The organism is Paractinoplanes atraurantiacus, assembly GCF_900215205.1.
In the GTDB taxonomy this organism is placed as follows: Bacteria; Actinomycetota; Actinomycetes; order Mycobacteriales; family Micromonosporaceae; genus Actinoplanes; species Actinoplanes atraurantiacus.
In genome coordinates this window covers 108,498-122,644 of sequence record NZ_OBDY01000020.1, presented here as the reverse complement: position 1 = coordinate 122,644, position 14,147 = coordinate 108,498, and the positions used below count along the sequence as shown (strand labels likewise).

The following is a 14,147-nucleotide window of genomic DNA, read 5'->3' as shown; positions in this document are numbered from 1 at the left end:
AACCCGGCGACGTAGATCAGCAGCGGGGCTCACGGCCGCAGAACGGGGAGTCCGGCCGTCGTGGCGTTGGTGAAATCGTCGTCGACGGCGACGACGTGGCGGCCGGCGGCGGCGAGCAGAGAAGCGGCGATCGAGGCGCGGTAACCGGCGGCGCAGTGCACCCATACCTCCCCGTCGGACACCTCGCCGAGGCGGCCGGGCAGCTCGTGCAACGGGATGTGGACGGCGCCGTCGATGCGGGCCTCGGCCACCTCGAGGTTGCGGCGGGTGTCGAGCACGGTCACCGGCCGGTGGTGGCGGACCTGAGTGAGATCGGCGAACGTGGCGCGCGGGTAAGACTCGAGTCGATGGTCGCCGGCCCAGTCCGCGGGCTCCCCGATGGCGTGGGCCGATGGTCGATGCCGATGCCGATGCGGATGAGCTCGCGTTGGGCTTCGGCGACCTGGTCCGGGGTCTCGGCGAGCAGGGTGAGCGGGGCACCCCACGGGATGAGCCACCCGAGGTAGGTGGCGAAGCTGCCGTCCAGGCCGAAGTTGAGCGTGCCGGCGACGTGGCCGGCGGCGAACGCGACCCGATGGCGCAGGTCGACGACCCATTCGCCGTCGGCGAGGCGCTTGCGGATCTGCTCGGCGTCGGCCCGCTCGGGCGCGCCCAGATCGGGAGCGGCCCGACCGGTGCTGTTGGCCGGGCCCATGTGCGCGTAGTAGGCCGGCCATGCATCGAGTCCGGACAGCAGTTGGTCGACGAACTGGTGCTGGGACTGAGTCAGCACCGGATTGGCGCGCTTCTCGTCGCCGATGGTGGAAGCGGTCGCGGCGGATTGGAGGGCCGAGCAGAAGCTGCCGAAGCCGTGGGTGGGATAGACGCCGGCGCTGTCCGGCAGTCCGGCCAGGAGGTGGGCCGAACGGTACTGGTGGTCAACGAGTTCGTGAGTGTGGTCCGGGCCGAGCAGGTCGGGGCGGCCGACCGAGCCGTACAGCAGCGAGCCGCCGGAGAACACGGCGACCTCTTCGCCGTCACCTTGCAGGGCGTAGGACAGATGGGTGAAGGTGTGCCCAGGGGTCGCCGGTCGCGCGAGCGAGGGCGTAGCCGCCGGTGACGTAGTCGTTGTGGATGTGCGTTTCGAAGACGTGCGTGATCGTCACCTGCTCGGCGGTGGCCAGGGCGAGGACGCGGTCGATGTCGCGTTGCGGGTCGACGACGAACGCGCTGGTGCCGTCATGAACGAGGTAGCTGCGATCGCCGAGCGTGGGTGTGTCGATGGGCAGGATGCGGAACACGGTCGGGAACTCCTTCGAATCGTCTCGAGATCTATACCCCCGGGGGTATCCTTCCCCGACCTTAACGCGCCGGCACCAAATACCCCACGGGGTACCATCGCAGGGGCTGACAACGAGGAGCGTGCGGGATGCAGGTCGACCAGACCGCGACAGGCGATGTGATCAAACGGCTGCGCCGTGCCGAGGGCCAGATCCGCGGCGTCATCGGCATGCTGGAGGAGGGCCGCGACTGCGCCGACGTCGTGACGCAGTTGGCCGCCGTCTCCCGGGCCCTCGACCGGGCCGGCTTCAAAATCATCGCCAGTGGGCTCCAGCAGTGCGTGACCGCAGCCGAGGACGGCGAGGACCAGAGCGCCAACCTGGAACGGATGGAGAAGCTCTTTCTGTCCTTGGCCTGAACGACTCGCCGTCCGGCGGAAATAGCTATCGGGCCGCCCAGCGGGTGAACGCGGTCAGGTGCCGCTGCGACGCCACCAGCAGGTCGGTGTAGACCTGCTTGACGTCCGGCGCGGTCAACCCGTCGGCGGCCGCTTTCAGGGCCGCGATGTCGTCGCGTTCCACCTGCTGCCCGACGGCCATTGCGGCGGCCTGGCTTGGCCTGCCCTGTGCCAGCAACCTGTCGTAGGTGGCCTGCATGGTCTCGTCGGCGAACGTGCCGGCCGGCTGGTTCGCCGTTGGGTCGGTGATGCCGTAGCGCTGCAGCAGGGTGCGGACTGCGGCCTGGTGCCGGCTTTCCGCGTGGGCGATGTGGTCGAAGACGACCGCGTCATAGCGGGCCGCGAACGCCGCGTACAGGTCGTGCGCGAGCTTCTCCTCCTGGGCCATGGACGCCAGCGTGGCCTTCTGTGCGGTGGACAACGTGCCCTGCCGCGCGCCGACCGGCAGCCGGCGGCAGGCGCCGTTGGCAGGACCCATGCCGTATCCGAAGCCCATGCCGTAGCCGGAACCCACGCCGCCGCGAGCGCCAGGGTCCGCGGTGGCTGTGCTGGACGGGCCGGGCCCGAAGGGGCCGTCGCCGGCCAGTGCGGGTGCGGCGACCGCCAGTCCACCGAGGCCGAGTGTGCCGGCGGCCACCAGGATGGCCGCGCGGCGGGTGATGGTCCGCATGACTCCTCCCTCGCTTGCTGTTGACATCTTCACCATGGCCGGCCGGGGTGGCGTCGATGTGCAACCGGCGTGGAGAGCGTGTGGAGAAAGCCGGTTCAGGGCCCGGTGGTGGCCATGAGGGTGTCGCGGGTCAGCGACCGAACAGCCGGGCGAAGAAGCCGGTCGCCGGCTTGTTGTCGTGACCGGCGCAGCGCTCAGCCGTGGGCACGCCCCGCATGACTTGATCCACGTGCTGACCGCACCCGGCCCAGGTGGTTTTGCCGCACTTGCGGCACGTGACCTGACGACACATCTTCCACGTCTCCTGTCGCTGACACCCTGCGTGATACCCCCAGGGGTATAGCTATGCTAGCGGGCCTCGCCGCGGACCGGTCATAGCCGTCGAAAGTCCGAAGCCGGCGGTGCCGATCGGCTTCCGCGACAAGACGCGTCGGCCGCCGCCGCGCGGCGGCAAGGGCACGACGTCCCGAGTACGGGCCGTTCAGCACTGTCCGGCGAACGCGCCGCGGTGGACGCTCAAGGTATGACTCTGCAACGCAAAGTCGGTCCCGCGGCGATCGTGCTCACCGCCATGTCGCTGTCCGTGGCCGCTTGCGGGAATGGCACGGCCGAGCCGGCCGCACCGGCACCGGCCGTGTCCGCGGAGCCTGCCCCGGCCCCGTCGGCCGGCAAGGAGTCGCCGGCGCCGGGGGAGGAGACGCGCACTCCCACACCCAGCGTCCCGGGCTCGCGACGAGTGATCGCGGATGGCCGCTGGCCGGCATACGTCACAGCCGTCGGCGACGGCACCCTCACCATGGACCTCGTCGAATTTCTGACCGGTGACCGGGCGATCCGGGAATGGCAGAAGAGATATCCCGACTCCGAGGACCGGACGCCGCCCAACGACTACCTCATCGTCAACGACAACCCGAGGAAGAGGACCCTCCCGATCATCTCCGGCCTCTCGGTGAAGGTCCTCGACGGTGGCTCGGCGGCCGTCGTCGAGGTCGGTGTCGCCGGGCTGAAGGAACGTCTCGGGCACACCCTGTTCTGGCTGACGGTCAAGAAGGGCAAGGTCGTTCTCGTACGGCAGCAGTTCCTGCCCTGAGGCGCGTTGCGGCGAGTGCGTCGCTCAGCAGGACCGGGAGAGGGTACGGCGGGCGGGTCTGCGGCCGGGCGGCTGGACCGGCTCGGCGGTCAACGGCACGGTCGCGGGAATCGGGCGGCGCACCGGGGCGGCAGTCGTGAGGAGAACCGGCTCGCCGTGGTGCCACAGCTCCAGCTGGGCGTCGCCGCCACGCAGGGAGTAGACCGCCTCGTTCGGCCCGACCTCCACGTGCAGGCGCAGCCCGTGCCAGAACAGGGAGAAGGCGAGCCGGCCGATCCGGCTGGGCAGCCGCGGCGCGAAGGAGAGCACGCCGCCGTGGTCACGCATCCCGCCCAGGCCGGCGACCAGTGACAGCCATGCTCCGGCCAGCGAGGCGACGTGCAATCCTTCGCGCGTGTTGCGGTGCAGGTCGTGCAGGTCCATCAGGACCGCCTCGCCGATGTAGTCGTGTGCCAGCTCGAGGTGGCCGATCTCGGCCGCCACGATCGCTTGAGTGGAGGCGGAGAGCGAGGAGTCCCGTACGGTCCGCCGCTCGTAATAGGCGAAGTCGCGGGCCTTGTCCTCGGCGCTGAAGGCGTCGCCGCACCAGTGCAGCGCCAGCACCAGGTCGGCCTGCTTGACGACCTGGCTGCGGTAGAGGTCCAGATAGGGAAAGTGCAGAAGCAACGGGTACTCGCCGGGGCGGGTGGCGGCGAAGTCCCACTCCCTCAGCAGCGTGAACCGGCGCGCCTGCGGGTGAACGCCGAGCTTGTCGTCGTACGGGATGCTCATGGTCTCCGCGGCGGCGCGCCAGGCGGCGATCTCCTCGTCGCCGACGGCGAGGGCCCGGCGGCCTTCGGCATGGCGGGACACGGCGCCGGCGGCCGACGTCAGGTTCCGCCGGGCCATCAGGTTCGTGTAGACGTTGTCGTCGGCCAGCGCGGTGTACTCGTCCGGGCCGGTGACACCGTCGAGGTGGAACTCGCCATCGCGATCGTGGTGGCCGAACGACACCCACAGCCGTGCGGTCTCCACCAGCAGGGGAAGCCCCACGTCCCGTTCGAACGCCCGATCGCCGGTCGCCGCGACGTACCGTACGACAGCGTCGGCGATGTCGGCCGCGATGTGCATCGCCGCGGTGCCGGCCGGCCAGTACCCGGAGCACTCCTGCCCGCGGATCGTCCGCCAGGGGAAGGCGGCACCGGCCCAGCCGAGCACGGCCGCGCGTTCCTTCGCGAGTCCGAGCGTGGCGTGCCGCCAGCGCAGGACCTCGGCCGCCGCCTCGGGCCGCAGGTAGGTCAGGGCCGGGACGACGAAGCGCTCGGTGTCCCAGAAGACGTGCCCGTCGTACCCGGGACCGGTCAGCCCCTTGCCCGCTATCGGCTCGTTCCGGATGCGGGCGCCGGCCTGGAGGAGGTGAAACAGAGCGAAGCGGACCGCCTGCTGCACCTCCGCGTCGCCCTCGACCTCGACGTCCGCGCCGTCCCAGAACGCGTCCAGGCAGGAGCGCTGGGCGGTCAGGAGCCCCTCCCAGCCCTCGAACCGCGCGCCCCGTACCGCCGCCTCGACCTGGTCACGCAGGGCCGGCGGTGAACGACGGTCCGACCATGCGTACGCCAGGAACTTGACCAGGCGCAGTCGCTGCCCGGGCGCGAGCCGGCAGATCACCGTGGTGCGCGCGAGATCCGGCTCAGCCTCGGTGGCACAGCGCAGGCCCGGAGGACCCTCGACGAGATGGTCCATCGCGGTGGCCAGGCGCAGCCCGCTCTCCCTGGTGGTGTGCATCAGCAGCGCGCCGGTGTCATCGGCGCGGCTCAGCTCGGCGGCGAGCGGCGCCCGGAGCACGGCTGACACCCGCGGGTCCTTGAGCGGGCCGGGCAGCGCCTCGTTGGCGATCAGCTCCGACTGGACGATGACCCGCACGGGTACGTCCAGCGGCTCCACCTGGTACTCGATCGCGGCGATCGACCGGTGCGCCAGCGATACCAGACGCGTGGTCCGCACGCGCACGGCGTGGCCGGCCGGTGACCGCCATTCCACCTCGCGGCGCAGCACGCCGGCGCGCAGGTCGAGCACCCGTTCGTGGCGGATCAGCTCTCCCTCGCGTACGTCGAAAGGCTCGTCGTCGATCAGCAGCCGGATCACCTTGCCGTTGGTGACGTTGACGATGGTCTGCCCGGACTCGGGATATCCGTAGCCACCCTCGGCGTACGGCAGGGGCCGCAGCTCGTAGAACGAGTTGAGATAGGTTCCCGGCAGGTCGTGCGGGTCGCCCTCGTCGAGGTTGCCGCGCAGCCCGAGATGACCGTTCGAGAGGGTGAAGATCGACTCCGATCGCGCCAGCACGGCGTGGTCGAGATGAGTCTCACGCACCTGCCACGGTTCGACGGGGTACGCCGGATGGCGGACCATGTGACCTCCGCTCGTTCGCTCGCCCGGCCCACTCTCGGCGGGCCGGGCGCTCGCGCCGGGGTTGCGTCATCGATGGGCGAGCTTGTCCATCTCGGTGCGGATGGCGTCCTCCGACGGGTTCGAGCCGACGAAGACGTCCCAAATGTGGAAGACGATGCCGATGCCCCAGCCGAGCATCGGGAACATCGGCCAGTAGAAGCCTCCCGGGGTGGTCAGCAGCCAGATCCCGTTGAGGAAGAGGTTCACCAGGACGTAGGCGAGCACGTGAGCCTGCAGCTCCCGCCTCTTGCGCAACCGGGTGAGGGCCTCCTGGCGCAGGTCGTCGCTCATGGCCGTCTCCTTTCACGATCCGACGGTGGCCGGGGGAACCTGTTGCGGTGCCGGTCCGGCCGGCCCGGCTGCCGGCGGCGGCGGTTCGGTGTGGCGACGGCCGAGGCCGACGCCGCCCAGGACGATCAGCCCGATCGCGATGACGCCGAGCACGATGCCCGTGGTGAGAAGCCCGGCGCCCAGACCGGTCAGGTCGGGCACCTGGATTCCGCCGCGGACGTCGGCGGCCACGCCGGGGGAGCCGTCGAGGTTGGCCACGACCACGGCGAAGTCGCCGTCGGTGACGTTCCAATTCAGGGTGGTGGTGCCGGTGCCGGTCGCGGAGGAGATCCAGAACGGCTGGGCGACCGGGTCGGTCACCGGCCGCGTCACGCCGTCGGCCCGGTGGTACCGGGCGTCACCCGACCTGATCCCGATCAGTTCGTCGTGGGCGGTCCCGGCCAGCCAGGCGTCCACGGCGCTCTCCGGCGCGATCCCGACGAACAGCGACCGGCCGGCCGGCGAGGTGGCGGTCACGCGGACCCCACCCACGTCGGCGATGTTGCGGGTCCACACACCGGCATCGGTGATTCTCAGGTTCTCGGCCGTGACGGCCGCGGTGCCGGTGCTCAGCTCCAGCGTTCGGCTGGTCACGAAACCGGTGCTGTCGCGCGAGGCGTCCAGGCCGAGCAGGACGGCTCCGCCGATGCCCGTTCCGGCGGCCGGTGCGAGCAGCAGGACGCCGGCGACCAGGGCGATGGCGGATCCCACGACGGACCCGCCACGAGGCGCGGGCGCCTTCACCGGGTCCTCCGGCGGCGGGTCCGGCTCGGTCTCGCCCTGGTCCAGACGGAACGGCGGGTATCTCGGTGTGAGCAGTGTCAGATAGGCGGCCACCCGCAGGTTCCAGCGGGCGATGCCGACCAGCAGGTCGTGCAGGCCGCGAGGATAGGTGCCGGTGAACAACAGCGCGATGCCGGCGATGAGCAGCGCGGCGCCGATGGCGCTGATCGGGGCGCCGTACTGCCGGGTGCCGGCACCGGTCAGCGCGCCCAGGAACACCAGGTGCGGGATCGCGAACAGCCAGGCGACGAGAGGCAGCCATCGTGGGGGAGCCGCACCCGTCTCCAGATGCAGGCGAGCCGGGTAATCGGGCACTTCAGCCAGCGTGAACGGCGGGTACCGGTCGGTGCCGAGCGCCTGGTAGCCGTAGTAGCCCACGCGCCAGCTCCAGCGCAGCACGCCGAGGTTGTAGGCGCGGATCGAAGCCGGGTACCGGCCGGTGAACAGCACCGCCAGGTAGGCCACCAGGGTGAGCACCACCAGCCCGGTCCACAGCACCAGCAGGACGACGTAGTGCGGGATCAGGAGCAGCCATTTCACCAGCCAGAGCCCACGGCTCAGTGAAGGGTCACGGCGTGCTTCGACCCGCAGCGGAAAGCGGTTCATGTCACCTCCCAGGAAGGCGTTTCCTCCAGCGAATCGCCGAGCGCCCCGGCGCGGCAGAGCCGGAAGTCCGTGGCTCCGGGCCGTCCAGCCTCAGCCGGATCAGATGACGGCGGATTCGGCGTGCGCGAGGACGACGGGTCGCCGGCCGGCGAACCAGTAATGGCCGTCGACGGATGCCAGGCCCGATCCGGGGAATCTCAGCGTCACCCGGTCGCGGCGGTCCGAGCTCGCGTGCCGGTCGACCGCTTGGTGGGCGATGTTGAATCCGTACGTGTGCGGCGGCTCCCCGAGCCAGGATCTCGCCCTCGACCAGCTGAAGTCGTGGCGGGTCCACGCGTAGTTGTCGAGGTTGGCCCGGGCCCGATCGGCCGCGTCCTTGCGGATGATCGCGCTGTTGTTCATCGCCGGCCTCCTGAGACGCCGAGGAGCCCACCGGCCGGGCCCTCCTCGGGTCCATGGCGGAGACGACGTTCCGCCACCCCAGATCGTCACCTACGAGCCGGCGGGCTCACTTCTCATGATGGGCCGGTCTCCACGGCTCATCCAGGGCCGGACGCCCCGACCTCACGTGCCGGGCGGCTGTCCTCAGTCCGCGATCGGCCACTCTGCCCGCAGCAGTCCGACGATGTTGCCGGCGGGATCGCGGATCGGGGCGAAGGCGGCCACCGACCGGCCCTGGTTCGGCGCGATCAGTCCCGGTCGCGGCGCCATGTCGCGTAACGGTGGGCGTGGGCGAGCGCGCGTATCGCCCGATCGTGCTCGCGGTACACGGGTATGCCGCGCGCGCCGATCCGGTGGACGTCGTCGGCGCCGCCGGTGAGCACGGCGGCCGCGGTGAGCTCCGGGTGCTGGTCCAGGATGTCGGCGACGGCGGTCGTCATCGCGGCGGGGACGTTGGTCCGTGTTCCGACGATCATCACCACGATGATGTCGGCCCGTCCGCCGCACGCGACGGCTTCGACCGCCTCGGCGATCTCCGGCGGAGTGGCGTCGGGTCCGAGGCTGATCCGGTGCTCGCCGGGCTCGGCGAAGCCGTACGCCCGGGCAGCGTCGGCGGCGATCACGGCGAGGCCGCCGGCGTTGCCGACGACGGCGAGCCGGTTGCCGGCCGGAAGGGGCTGGTCCACGAGCATCCGGGCGGCGTCGGTGAGCTCGTCCAGGCTGGTGGTGCGGACGACGCCGGGCGGGGAGCAGAGCGCCACGGCGCGCGGATGCCCGCCGGCGATGGTCAGGACCGGCTTGCGCCGCAGGAGCCCGTGAGCGGCGCCGGTGAACGTCGCGTGATCGGCGGCGGAATTGAGGTAGAGACCGACGGCGCGGGTGTGCGGATCGTCGCGCCAGAAGTCGTTCAGTTCGCCGTCGAGGCCGTCCTCGAGGGGCACGAAGCTCGCCACGCCGCAGCCGTCGTGTGTGACGTGCTCCAGGAGTGCCATGCCGGCCGCGTTGGACTGGGCCGCGAGCGCGAGGCCGCCCGGCGCGGGGTGCGCGCGGGAGAGCGTGGCGTTGAGCCGGACCTGCGGATCGGTGTTGAGCAGGCCGAGGCTCCCCGGGGCCGAGCAGGACCACGCCGTTGTCGCGGGCGATGCGGACGAGATTCTGGGCGCAGCGGGCGCCGGCGGCGCCGAGCACGACGGTGCGGGGGATGCCCCGGCGCCCGGCCGCTCGCAGCGCCCCGGCGGCCTGATCGGCGGGGCCGGCGACCACGAGCAGGTCGACGGGCCCGGGAAGATCGGCGATGGCGCGATGGGCGGCGACACCACCGACCGGCAGACCCGAGTCGTGCACCGGGTGGATCCGTCCGCGGAATCCGTATTCGCGCAGGGCGCGCACCATCTCGTATCCGGCGTGGCCGTGACCCTGCATGGCGCCCACGACCGCTATCGACCGGGGCGCGAGCAATGGCCTCGGCGGCCGCTGCCCGACGCCGCGAGTGTGCAGGTCGAGGAGCTGATCGTCCGTGTCCTTGCGCGTCGTTGTCGTCAAGGTCGTCACCTGGCCCTCCGCCGGCCCAGCTTTCAGCCTCGCACGACCGTCGCTGAGGGGAAGGGCCCTTGGACCCTGCCGCCGGTCCCGGCCTCCGGAGCACGGTGGAGGGCACTGGCCCGAAGGGAGTGATCACAGTGGTCGCGACGAGTGAGGGAACGGACGTCCTGCGCACGCTGCGGGAGGCCGTGACAGCGAGCACCGCCGGCAGGGTGTTCGGCGAGCCGGTCGCCGAGCACGGCACGATCATGCTGCCGGTCGCCAAGGTGGCCGGCGGCGGCGGGGGTGGCGGCGGCTCCGGTCCCGCGGCCGAGGGACAGCCCGAGGGATCCGGCGGCGGCTTCGGCACGACCGCGCGCGGGCTCGGCGTCTTCGTCCTCAAGGACGGCAAGGTCAGCTGGCATCCCGCTGTCGATGTGAATCGGATCGTGCTCGGCGGCCAGGTCGTGGCCGTCACCGCTCTGGTGGTGGCGGGCGTCCTGCTGCGCGGGCGACGGCGTTCGCACCAGGGGCGGCGGCGCAAGTGACGGCAGCGTGAGGGGACGGCACCGCCGGTGCCGTCCCCTCAGCGTTACGGCGGATCACCGGCCGGCGCCGGTCAGCTCCAGGCCGGGAAGCTCGGCCCGTTGCTCCGATCCGGTGTTGGTGACTTTGTCGAAGTACCGCAGCAGCTCGACCGGGAAAGGCATCACCAGGGTGCTGTTCTTCTCGGCCGCGACGTCGACGACGGTCTGGAGCAGCCGCAGCTGGAGCGCGCCGGGTGTGGCGGCCATCGCCTGGGCGGCCTCGGCCGGGCGCTCGGAGGCCTGGAACTCGCCGTCGGCGGCGATGACCCGGGCCCGGCGTTCGCGCTCCGCCTCGGCCTGGCGCGACATCGACCGTTTCATCGTGTCGGGCAGCGCGACGTCCTTGACCTCGACCCGCTCGATCAGCACGCCCCAGGGCTTCTCGGTCGGGGCGTCGATCGTGGTCTTCAGCTCGGTGTTGATCCTCTCCCGGTCGCTGAGCAGGATGTCCAGGTCCGCACGGCCGATCACCGACCGCAGCGCGGTCTGGCGACCTGAAGCACAGCATGCGGGTAGTCGTGCACATTGACCAGCGCCCGCACCGGGTCGACGACGCGGTAGTACACGACGGCGTCCACGGTCAGGGTGACACTGTCGTGGGTGATGGCGCCCTGCGCCGGCACGGGCATCACCACGGTCTGCATGGTGACCTTAACCATCCGGTCGGCGAGCGGGATGATGACGCGCAGCCCGGGCTCCCTGACCCGGTCCAACACCCGCCCGAACCGGAAGACCACGCCGCGCTGGTACTGCTGCACGAGCCGCAGGCTCAGAAACACCAGGACCAGCACGCCGAGTACGACGATTCCAGCTATCAGCCATCCGTTCACAACTCCTCCGTTCCCATCGTCAGGTCGCCGCGAGCAGGATGCCGGCGGCGGAGAGCATGAGCACCACGGCCGCTGCGGACAGCGCCGTTCCGGCCGGCAGGACCGGTGGGAGGCGGCCCGCGACGGGCGCCCGGCGGCGGGAGAGCAGAACCGCCGCCACGACGAGCACCGCGCCGGCGATCAGCGTGGCCACCCAATGTGCGGCCGAGCGGCGCCGGCCTCAGCACCCCGCCCGCCGCGAGGAGGCCCCAGGCGAGCCCGGCGGCTCCGATCCCGGCCCAGGGCAGTAGTTCCGGGCCGGGCGGCAGGGCGGCCAGCGACCCGGCCAGCAGAAGCGACGCGAAGGCCGCGGCGGTGCCACTCAGCCACAGGACGGCCCGCAGCCGCGCGGTGACCCCATCGGCCGGCCTCGGCGTCAGAAGCCCGCCCGTGACGAGCAGGATCCCGGCGGAGCCGACGGCGAGGAGCCGGCCGGCCGTGCCCAGCGCAGTCCAGTAATGGCTGCTCAGCATGAGCAGAGCAACGGTCACGAGACTGCCGCCGGAATAGCCGAGGCCCTCGGCGGCCAAGGACCGGTGCGGGGCTGTGGCGGGAAGGTCGGCGCGCATCCGCTCCGCCTGGTCGTTCGTGACCAGTCCCGTCGCGGCCCAGCGGTCGATCTGGTCAGCCATGTCAGCCGATCTCATCGCAGCCTCCCGGGGGAGAAGCTCCCCGCCCACTGTCACGCCGTGGCAGCAGGGGCCACCAGGGCCGAAGGGCTGGTGCCGGTCGGCCCTGCCGTCGCGGCCGGCCGGGGAGTACGTGTGGGAGGAGGAAGGGAGTTGCCATGTCGACCTCGACCAGGGGTGGCCGCCGGACGATTCCGCTGACCGCCCAGGACGTGTGGCACGCGATCGGCCGCGCCTCGTTCGCCGTGCTCAGCCATGTCACGCCGGCCGGCGCGCCCCGCTCGAGCGGGGTCGTCTACGCCGTCGAGGACCATCGCCTCTACGTGGCCGTCGCCAAGGACAGCTGGAAGGCGCGGCACGTGGCGGCCGACGGGATGGTCGCGGTTACCGTGCCGGTCCGCCGCGGCGGGCCGCTGTCACTGATACTGCCGATCCCGCCGGCCACGATCAGCTTTCCAGCCGTCGCGGTGGTCCATCCCGGCGACCATCTGACCCGGATGCCCCGCCTGGCCCGGCTGGTACCGCCGGAACGGCAGGCGGCGTGCGTGATTCTCGAGATCCGGCCGACCGGCCACTTCGTCACCTACGGCCTCGGCGTGCCACTGCTCGCGATGCGTGACCCGGCTCGCTCCCGGGCCCGCATAGCGGCCGGGCGATAGCCCATGCCGGCGGCCGGGGGACGTAACCGATATCTGGACCTGCTCCGGGCGGCCGCGATCGTCCGTGTCGTCGTCTACCACCTGTACGGGTGGACCTGGCTGCCGATGCTGCTGCCCGCGATGGGCATCATGTTCGCCCTCGCCGGCTCGCTGACCGCGGCCTCGCTCGAACGGCGCGGATCGATCAAGGTCATCAGGTCACGGCTGCGGCGCCTGTTGCCTCCGTTGTGGCTGCTCGGCCTCATCGCCGTACCCCTGATGATCGCCGGTGGCTGGCCGAGCGAGAGCGGCGGCGAACATCCCTTCACCGTGCCGTCGCTGCTGTTCTGGATTCTGCCCGTCGGCGACCCACCCGGCAGCGACGCGGCCGCGGACGTCTGGGTGCCGCTCTGGTACATCCGCGCCTACCTCTGGTTCGTCCTGCTCTCTCCGCTCCTGCTCCTGCTGTGGCGCCGGGTCGGCTGGGCGTCGGCCGGGTTGCCCTTCCTGCTGCTGGCGGCGCTCGGGCTCTCCGGCGTCTCGTTGCCGGCAGTCGTCGACGCCACGGTGTGGGACTTCGCCACGTTCGGGGCGTGCTGGATCGCCGGGTTCGCCCACCACGACGGCCGGCTCGCCCGCGTACCGCCGTGGATCGCGTACACGCTGGCGCCGACCTTGGCCTTGGCCGCCTTGTGGCGGGCGCGGGACGCCGGCAGCTGGGACCTCAACGACGTGCCGGAGACGCAGGCGCTCTGGTCGTTCGCTTTCGTGCTGGTGATCCTCCGGTGGCAGCCGTCGATGGACTGGCTCACCCAGCGGGTCCACCTCGATCGGGCCGTCACGGTGACCAATGCCCGCGCCGTCACCATCTACCTGTGGCACAACGCGGCCATCGCGGCGATCTGGCCCGTGCTCGCCTTCCTGCGGATCGACCTGGGCGGTCTGCCCGGCGCCGCGGTCGAGCTGCTCGCGACGTTGGTGCTGGTCCTCGCGACGATGCTCGCCTTCGGCTGGGCCGAAGACCTGGCCGCCCGGCGCCCACCGCGGCTATGGCCGGCCACCGGGGCGTCAGGTCCCACCGTCGCGGCGGCGGGCGCCGTCCGCGATCGAGAGGGCCGCGGCCAGCGGGAACGGCACGATGGTGAGAGTCTCCAGCGCGGCGGCGGCCCACCCGGACCAGAACCTTGACCGGGTGGGCCGCCTGTCGAGGGAAAAGATCGAGATGGCCGGTCCGCTGGAGTCACCAGACCTCACCGCGGGCCGGGCGACGTGCTGGGCACCGCTGCTTGCGCCGGAACCGGGATCACGACCACCGGGCAGGCCGCCTTGCGGATGCTCTTCTCACTGACCGAGCCGAGGACGGTGTGGCGCATCCCGCTGTGCCCGTGACTGCCCAGGACGAGCAGGTCGGCCGAGCGGCTGCGGTCGCCGAGCACCTCGGCCGGTGCGCCCTCGATGACCTCGGCGTCCACCGGGACGTGCTCCGGGGGCAGCGCCTCGATCTCCTTGGCGAGCAGCCGGGTCGCACGCTGTTTGGCCTCCTCGGGATTGGTCGCGGTGACCGGCCCGAACTCGAGTCCGTCCCACGACCAGGCGGTCACCGCCCGCACCGTGCTGCCTCGCTCCTCCGCCTCCTGTACGGCCCATTCCAGAGCGCGGCGGCCGCCTTCCGACCCGTCCACGCCCACGACGATCAGATGCCGACTGGTCATGGTTCACCTCCAGGGGATTCCTGTCTTCACCGTGCCGCCGTCTCCGGTGGCGAATCAGAGTCGAAGGTCCCTTGTGCCACCCGCGGACGCGGGACCTCCGGCCCTGTGCCCGGGTGGCGGCGCG

18 protein-coding genes and 2 pseudogenes are annotated in these 14,147 nt (G+C 71.6%); 5 read left to right on the top strand and 15 right to left on the bottom strand.

The features are described 5' to 3' along the window. Positions 1–29 precede the first annotated feature (29 nt). The 3 genes from CRP55_RS55815 to CRP55_RS55805 are packed head-to-tail and all read right to left on the bottom strand — an operon-like array spanning position 30 to position 1,280. On the bottom strand, positions 30–284 hold the full coding sequence (locus tag CRP55_RS55815; RefSeq protein ID WP_281260831.1) for a rhodanese-like domain-containing protein: 255 nt from the start codon (positions 282–284) through the stop codon (positions 30–32). Beyond that, on the bottom strand, positions 281–1,000 hold the full coding sequence (locus CRP55_RS55810) for an MBL fold metallo-hydrolase (protein ID WP_281260830.1): 720 nt from the start codon (positions 998–1,000) through the stop codon (positions 281–283). The genes CRP55_RS55815 and CRP55_RS55810 overlap by 4 nt, the downstream gene beginning before the upstream one ends. A gap of 16 nt (positions 1,001–1,016) precedes the next feature. Beyond that, a complete protein-coding gene (locus tag CRP55_RS55805) occupies positions 1,017–1,280 on the bottom strand; it encodes an MBL fold metallo-hydrolase (protein ID WP_281260829.1) in 264 nt (87 codons plus the stop codon). Between the two features lie 128 nt (positions 1,281–1,408). Between CRP55_RS55805 and CRP55_RS34185 the strand changes: the two genes are divergently transcribed. Further along, positions 1,409–1,678 (top strand): metal-sensitive transcriptional regulator, encoded by a 270-nt coding sequence (locus CRP55_RS34185; protein ID WP_097325688.1) that lies wholly within the window; start codon positions 1,409–1,411, stop codon positions 1,676–1,678. Between the two features lie 25 nt (positions 1,679–1,703). On the opposite strand, the gene CRP55_RS34180 is transcribed toward CRP55_RS34185, so the two are convergent. Then, positions 1,704–2,387 carry a ferritin-like domain-containing protein gene (locus tag CRP55_RS34180; RefSeq protein WP_097325687.1) on the bottom strand — a complete coding sequence of 228 codons (684 nt, stop codon included), beginning with the start codon at positions 2,385–2,387 and terminating at the stop codon, positions 1,704–1,706. 130 nt (positions 2,388–2,517) lie between these two features. Next, positions 2,518–2,679: a DUF8730 family Cys-rich protein gene (locus CRP55_RS56645; RefSeq protein ID WP_097325685.1), complete on the bottom strand. Its 162-nt coding sequence runs from the start codon at positions 2,677–2,679 to the stop codon at positions 2,518–2,520. A gap of 231 nt (positions 2,680–2,910) precedes the next feature. Here CRP55_RS56645 and CRP55_RS34170 point away from each other — a divergent pair, with 231 nt between their 5' ends. Then, positions 2,911–3,477 (top strand): hypothetical protein, encoded by a 567-nt coding sequence (locus CRP55_RS34170; RefSeq protein ID WP_097325683.1) that lies wholly within the window; start codon positions 2,911–2,913, stop codon positions 3,475–3,477. Between the two features lie 24 nt (positions 3,478–3,501). Here the strand turns inward: CRP55_RS34170 and CRP55_RS34165 are convergent, their stop codons facing one another. The 7 genes and pseudogenes from CRP55_RS34165 to CRP55_RS56320 all read right to left on the bottom strand — a co-directional run. Next, a complete protein-coding gene (locus CRP55_RS34165; protein WP_097325682.1) occupies positions 3,502–5,868 on the bottom strand; it encodes a glycoside hydrolase family 65 protein in 2,367 nt (788 codons plus the stop codon). Positions 5,869–5,934: 66 nt separating this feature from the next. Continuing rightward, positions 5,935–6,198, bottom strand: a complete 264-nt coding sequence (locus CRP55_RS34160; RefSeq protein ID WP_097325680.1) for a 2TM domain-containing protein — start codon at positions 6,196–6,198, stop codon at positions 5,935–5,937. 12 nt (positions 6,199–6,210) lie between these two features. Continuing rightward, the gene (locus CRP55_RS34155) at positions 6,211–7,626 is read right to left on the bottom strand and encodes a DUF4389 domain-containing protein (protein ID WP_097325678.1); all 1,416 of its coding nucleotides are present in this window, start codon (positions 7,624–7,626) and stop codon (positions 6,211–6,213) included. Positions 7,627–7,725: 99 nt separating this feature from the next. Next, positions 7,726–8,028, bottom strand: a complete 303-nt coding sequence (locus tag CRP55_RS34150; protein WP_097325677.1) for a hypothetical protein — start codon at positions 8,026–8,028, stop codon at positions 7,726–7,728. Between the two features lie 183 nt (positions 8,029–8,211). Beyond that, the gene (locus CRP55_RS55800; RefSeq protein ID WP_281260828.1) at positions 8,212–8,337 is read right to left on the bottom strand and encodes a hypothetical protein; all 126 of its coding nucleotides are present in this window, start codon (positions 8,335–8,337) and stop codon (positions 8,212–8,214) included. After that, entirely contained in the window at positions 8,316–9,161 is an 846-nt protein-coding gene (locus CRP55_RS34145; RefSeq protein ID WP_281260832.1) for a hypothetical protein, read from the bottom strand. Before CRP55_RS34145 ends, CRP55_RS55800 begins: the two co-directional genes overlap by 22 nt. A 73-nt stretch (positions 9,162–9,234) precedes the next feature. After that, positions 9,235–9,459, bottom strand: a pseudogene (locus CRP55_RS56320) (CoA-binding protein); the annotation flags it as partial. Positions 9,460–9,746: 287 nt separating this feature from the next. Between CRP55_RS56320 and CRP55_RS34135 the strand changes: the two are divergent. Beyond that, the gene (locus CRP55_RS34135) at positions 9,747–10,136 is read left to right on the top strand and encodes a spore germination protein GerW family protein (RefSeq protein WP_245923556.1); all 390 of its coding nucleotides are present in this window, start codon (positions 9,747–9,749) and stop codon (positions 10,134–10,136) included. 54 nt (positions 10,137–10,190) lie between these two features. Here CRP55_RS34135 and CRP55_RS34130 read toward each other — a convergent pair. Together CRP55_RS34130 and CRP55_RS34125 are read right to left on the bottom strand one after the other, a co-directional pair. Beyond that, positions 10,191–11,005: pseudogene (locus CRP55_RS34130) on the bottom strand (SPFH domain-containing protein). Continuing rightward, a complete protein-coding gene (locus tag CRP55_RS34125) occupies positions 11,002–11,676 on the bottom strand; it encodes a DUF2157 domain-containing protein (protein ID WP_179855448.1) in 675 nt (224 codons plus the stop codon). Before CRP55_RS34125 ends, CRP55_RS34130 begins: the two are co-directional and overlap by 4 nt. A gap of 155 nt (positions 11,677–11,831) precedes the next feature. Between CRP55_RS34125 and CRP55_RS34120 the strand changes: the two genes are divergently transcribed. Continuing rightward, positions 11,832–12,332 (top strand): pyridoxamine 5'-phosphate oxidase family protein, encoded by a 501-nt coding sequence (locus tag CRP55_RS34120; RefSeq protein ID WP_097325672.1) that lies wholly within the window; start codon positions 11,832–11,834, stop codon positions 12,330–12,332. A 3-nt stretch (positions 12,333–12,335) separates the two neighbouring features. Continuing rightward, positions 12,336–13,499: an acyltransferase family protein gene (locus CRP55_RS34115; RefSeq protein ID WP_097325671.1), complete on the top strand. Its 1,164-nt coding sequence runs from the start codon at positions 12,336–12,338 to the stop codon at positions 13,497–13,499. 62 nt (positions 13,500–13,561) lie between these two features. Here the strand turns inward: CRP55_RS34115 and CRP55_RS34110 are convergent, their stop codons facing one another. Then, positions 13,562–14,023: a universal stress protein gene (locus CRP55_RS34110; protein ID WP_097325669.1), complete on the bottom strand. Its 462-nt coding sequence runs from the start codon at positions 14,021–14,023 to the stop codon at positions 13,562–13,564. Between the last annotated feature and the right edge of the window lie 124 nt (positions 14,024–14,147).

Bases quoted from the DNA above. Each gene is read 5' to 3' on its own strand.
- CRP55_RS34185 (WP_097325688.1), top strand. From the start codon at position 1,409: ATGCAGGTCGACCAGACCGCGACAGGCGATGTGATCAAACGGCTGCGC.
- CRP55_RS34180 (WP_097325687.1), bottom strand. From the start codon at position 2,387: ATGCGGACCATCACCCGCCGCGCGGCCATCCTGGTGGCCGCCGGCACA.
- CRP55_RS56645 (WP_097325685.1), bottom strand. From the start codon at position 2,679: ATGTGTCGTCAGGTCACGTGCCGCAAGTGCGGCAAAACCACCTGGGCC.
- CRP55_RS34170 (WP_097325683.1), top strand. From the start codon at position 2,911: ATGACTCTGCAACGCAAAGTCGGTCCCGCGGCGATCGTGCTCACCGCC.
- CRP55_RS34165 (WP_097325682.1), bottom strand. From the start codon at position 5,868: ATGGTCCGCCATCCGGCGTACCCCGTCGAACCGTGGCAGGTGCGTGAG.
- CRP55_RS34160 (WP_097325680.1), bottom strand. From the start codon at position 6,198: ATGAGCGACGACCTGCGCCAGGAGGCCCTCACCCGGTTGCGCAAGAGG.
- CRP55_RS34155 (WP_097325678.1), bottom strand. From the start codon at position 7,626: ATGAACCGCTTTCCGCTGCGGGTCGAAGCACGCCGTGACCCTTCACTG.
- CRP55_RS34150 (WP_097325677.1), bottom strand. From the start codon at position 8,028: ATGAACAACAGCGCGATCATCCGCAAGGACGCGGCCGATCGGGCCCGG.
- CRP55_RS55800 (WP_281260828.1), bottom strand. From the start codon at position 8,337: ATGGCGCCGCGACCGGGACTGATCGCGCCGAACCAGGGCCGGTCGGTG.
- CRP55_RS34125 (WP_179855448.1), bottom strand. From the start codon at position 11,676: ATGGCTGACCAGATCGACCGCTGGGCCGCGACGGGACTGGTCACGAAC.
- CRP55_RS34120 (WP_097325672.1), top strand. From the start codon at position 11,832: ATGTCGACCTCGACCAGGGGTGGCCGCCGGACGATTCCGCTGACCGCC.
- CRP55_RS34115 (WP_097325671.1), top strand. From the start codon at position 12,336: ATGCCGGCGGCCGGGGGACGTAACCGATATCTGGACCTGCTCCGGGCG.
- CRP55_RS34110 (WP_097325669.1), bottom strand. From the start codon at position 14,023: ATGACCAGTCGGCATCTGATCGTCGTGGGCGTGGACGGGTCGGAAGGC.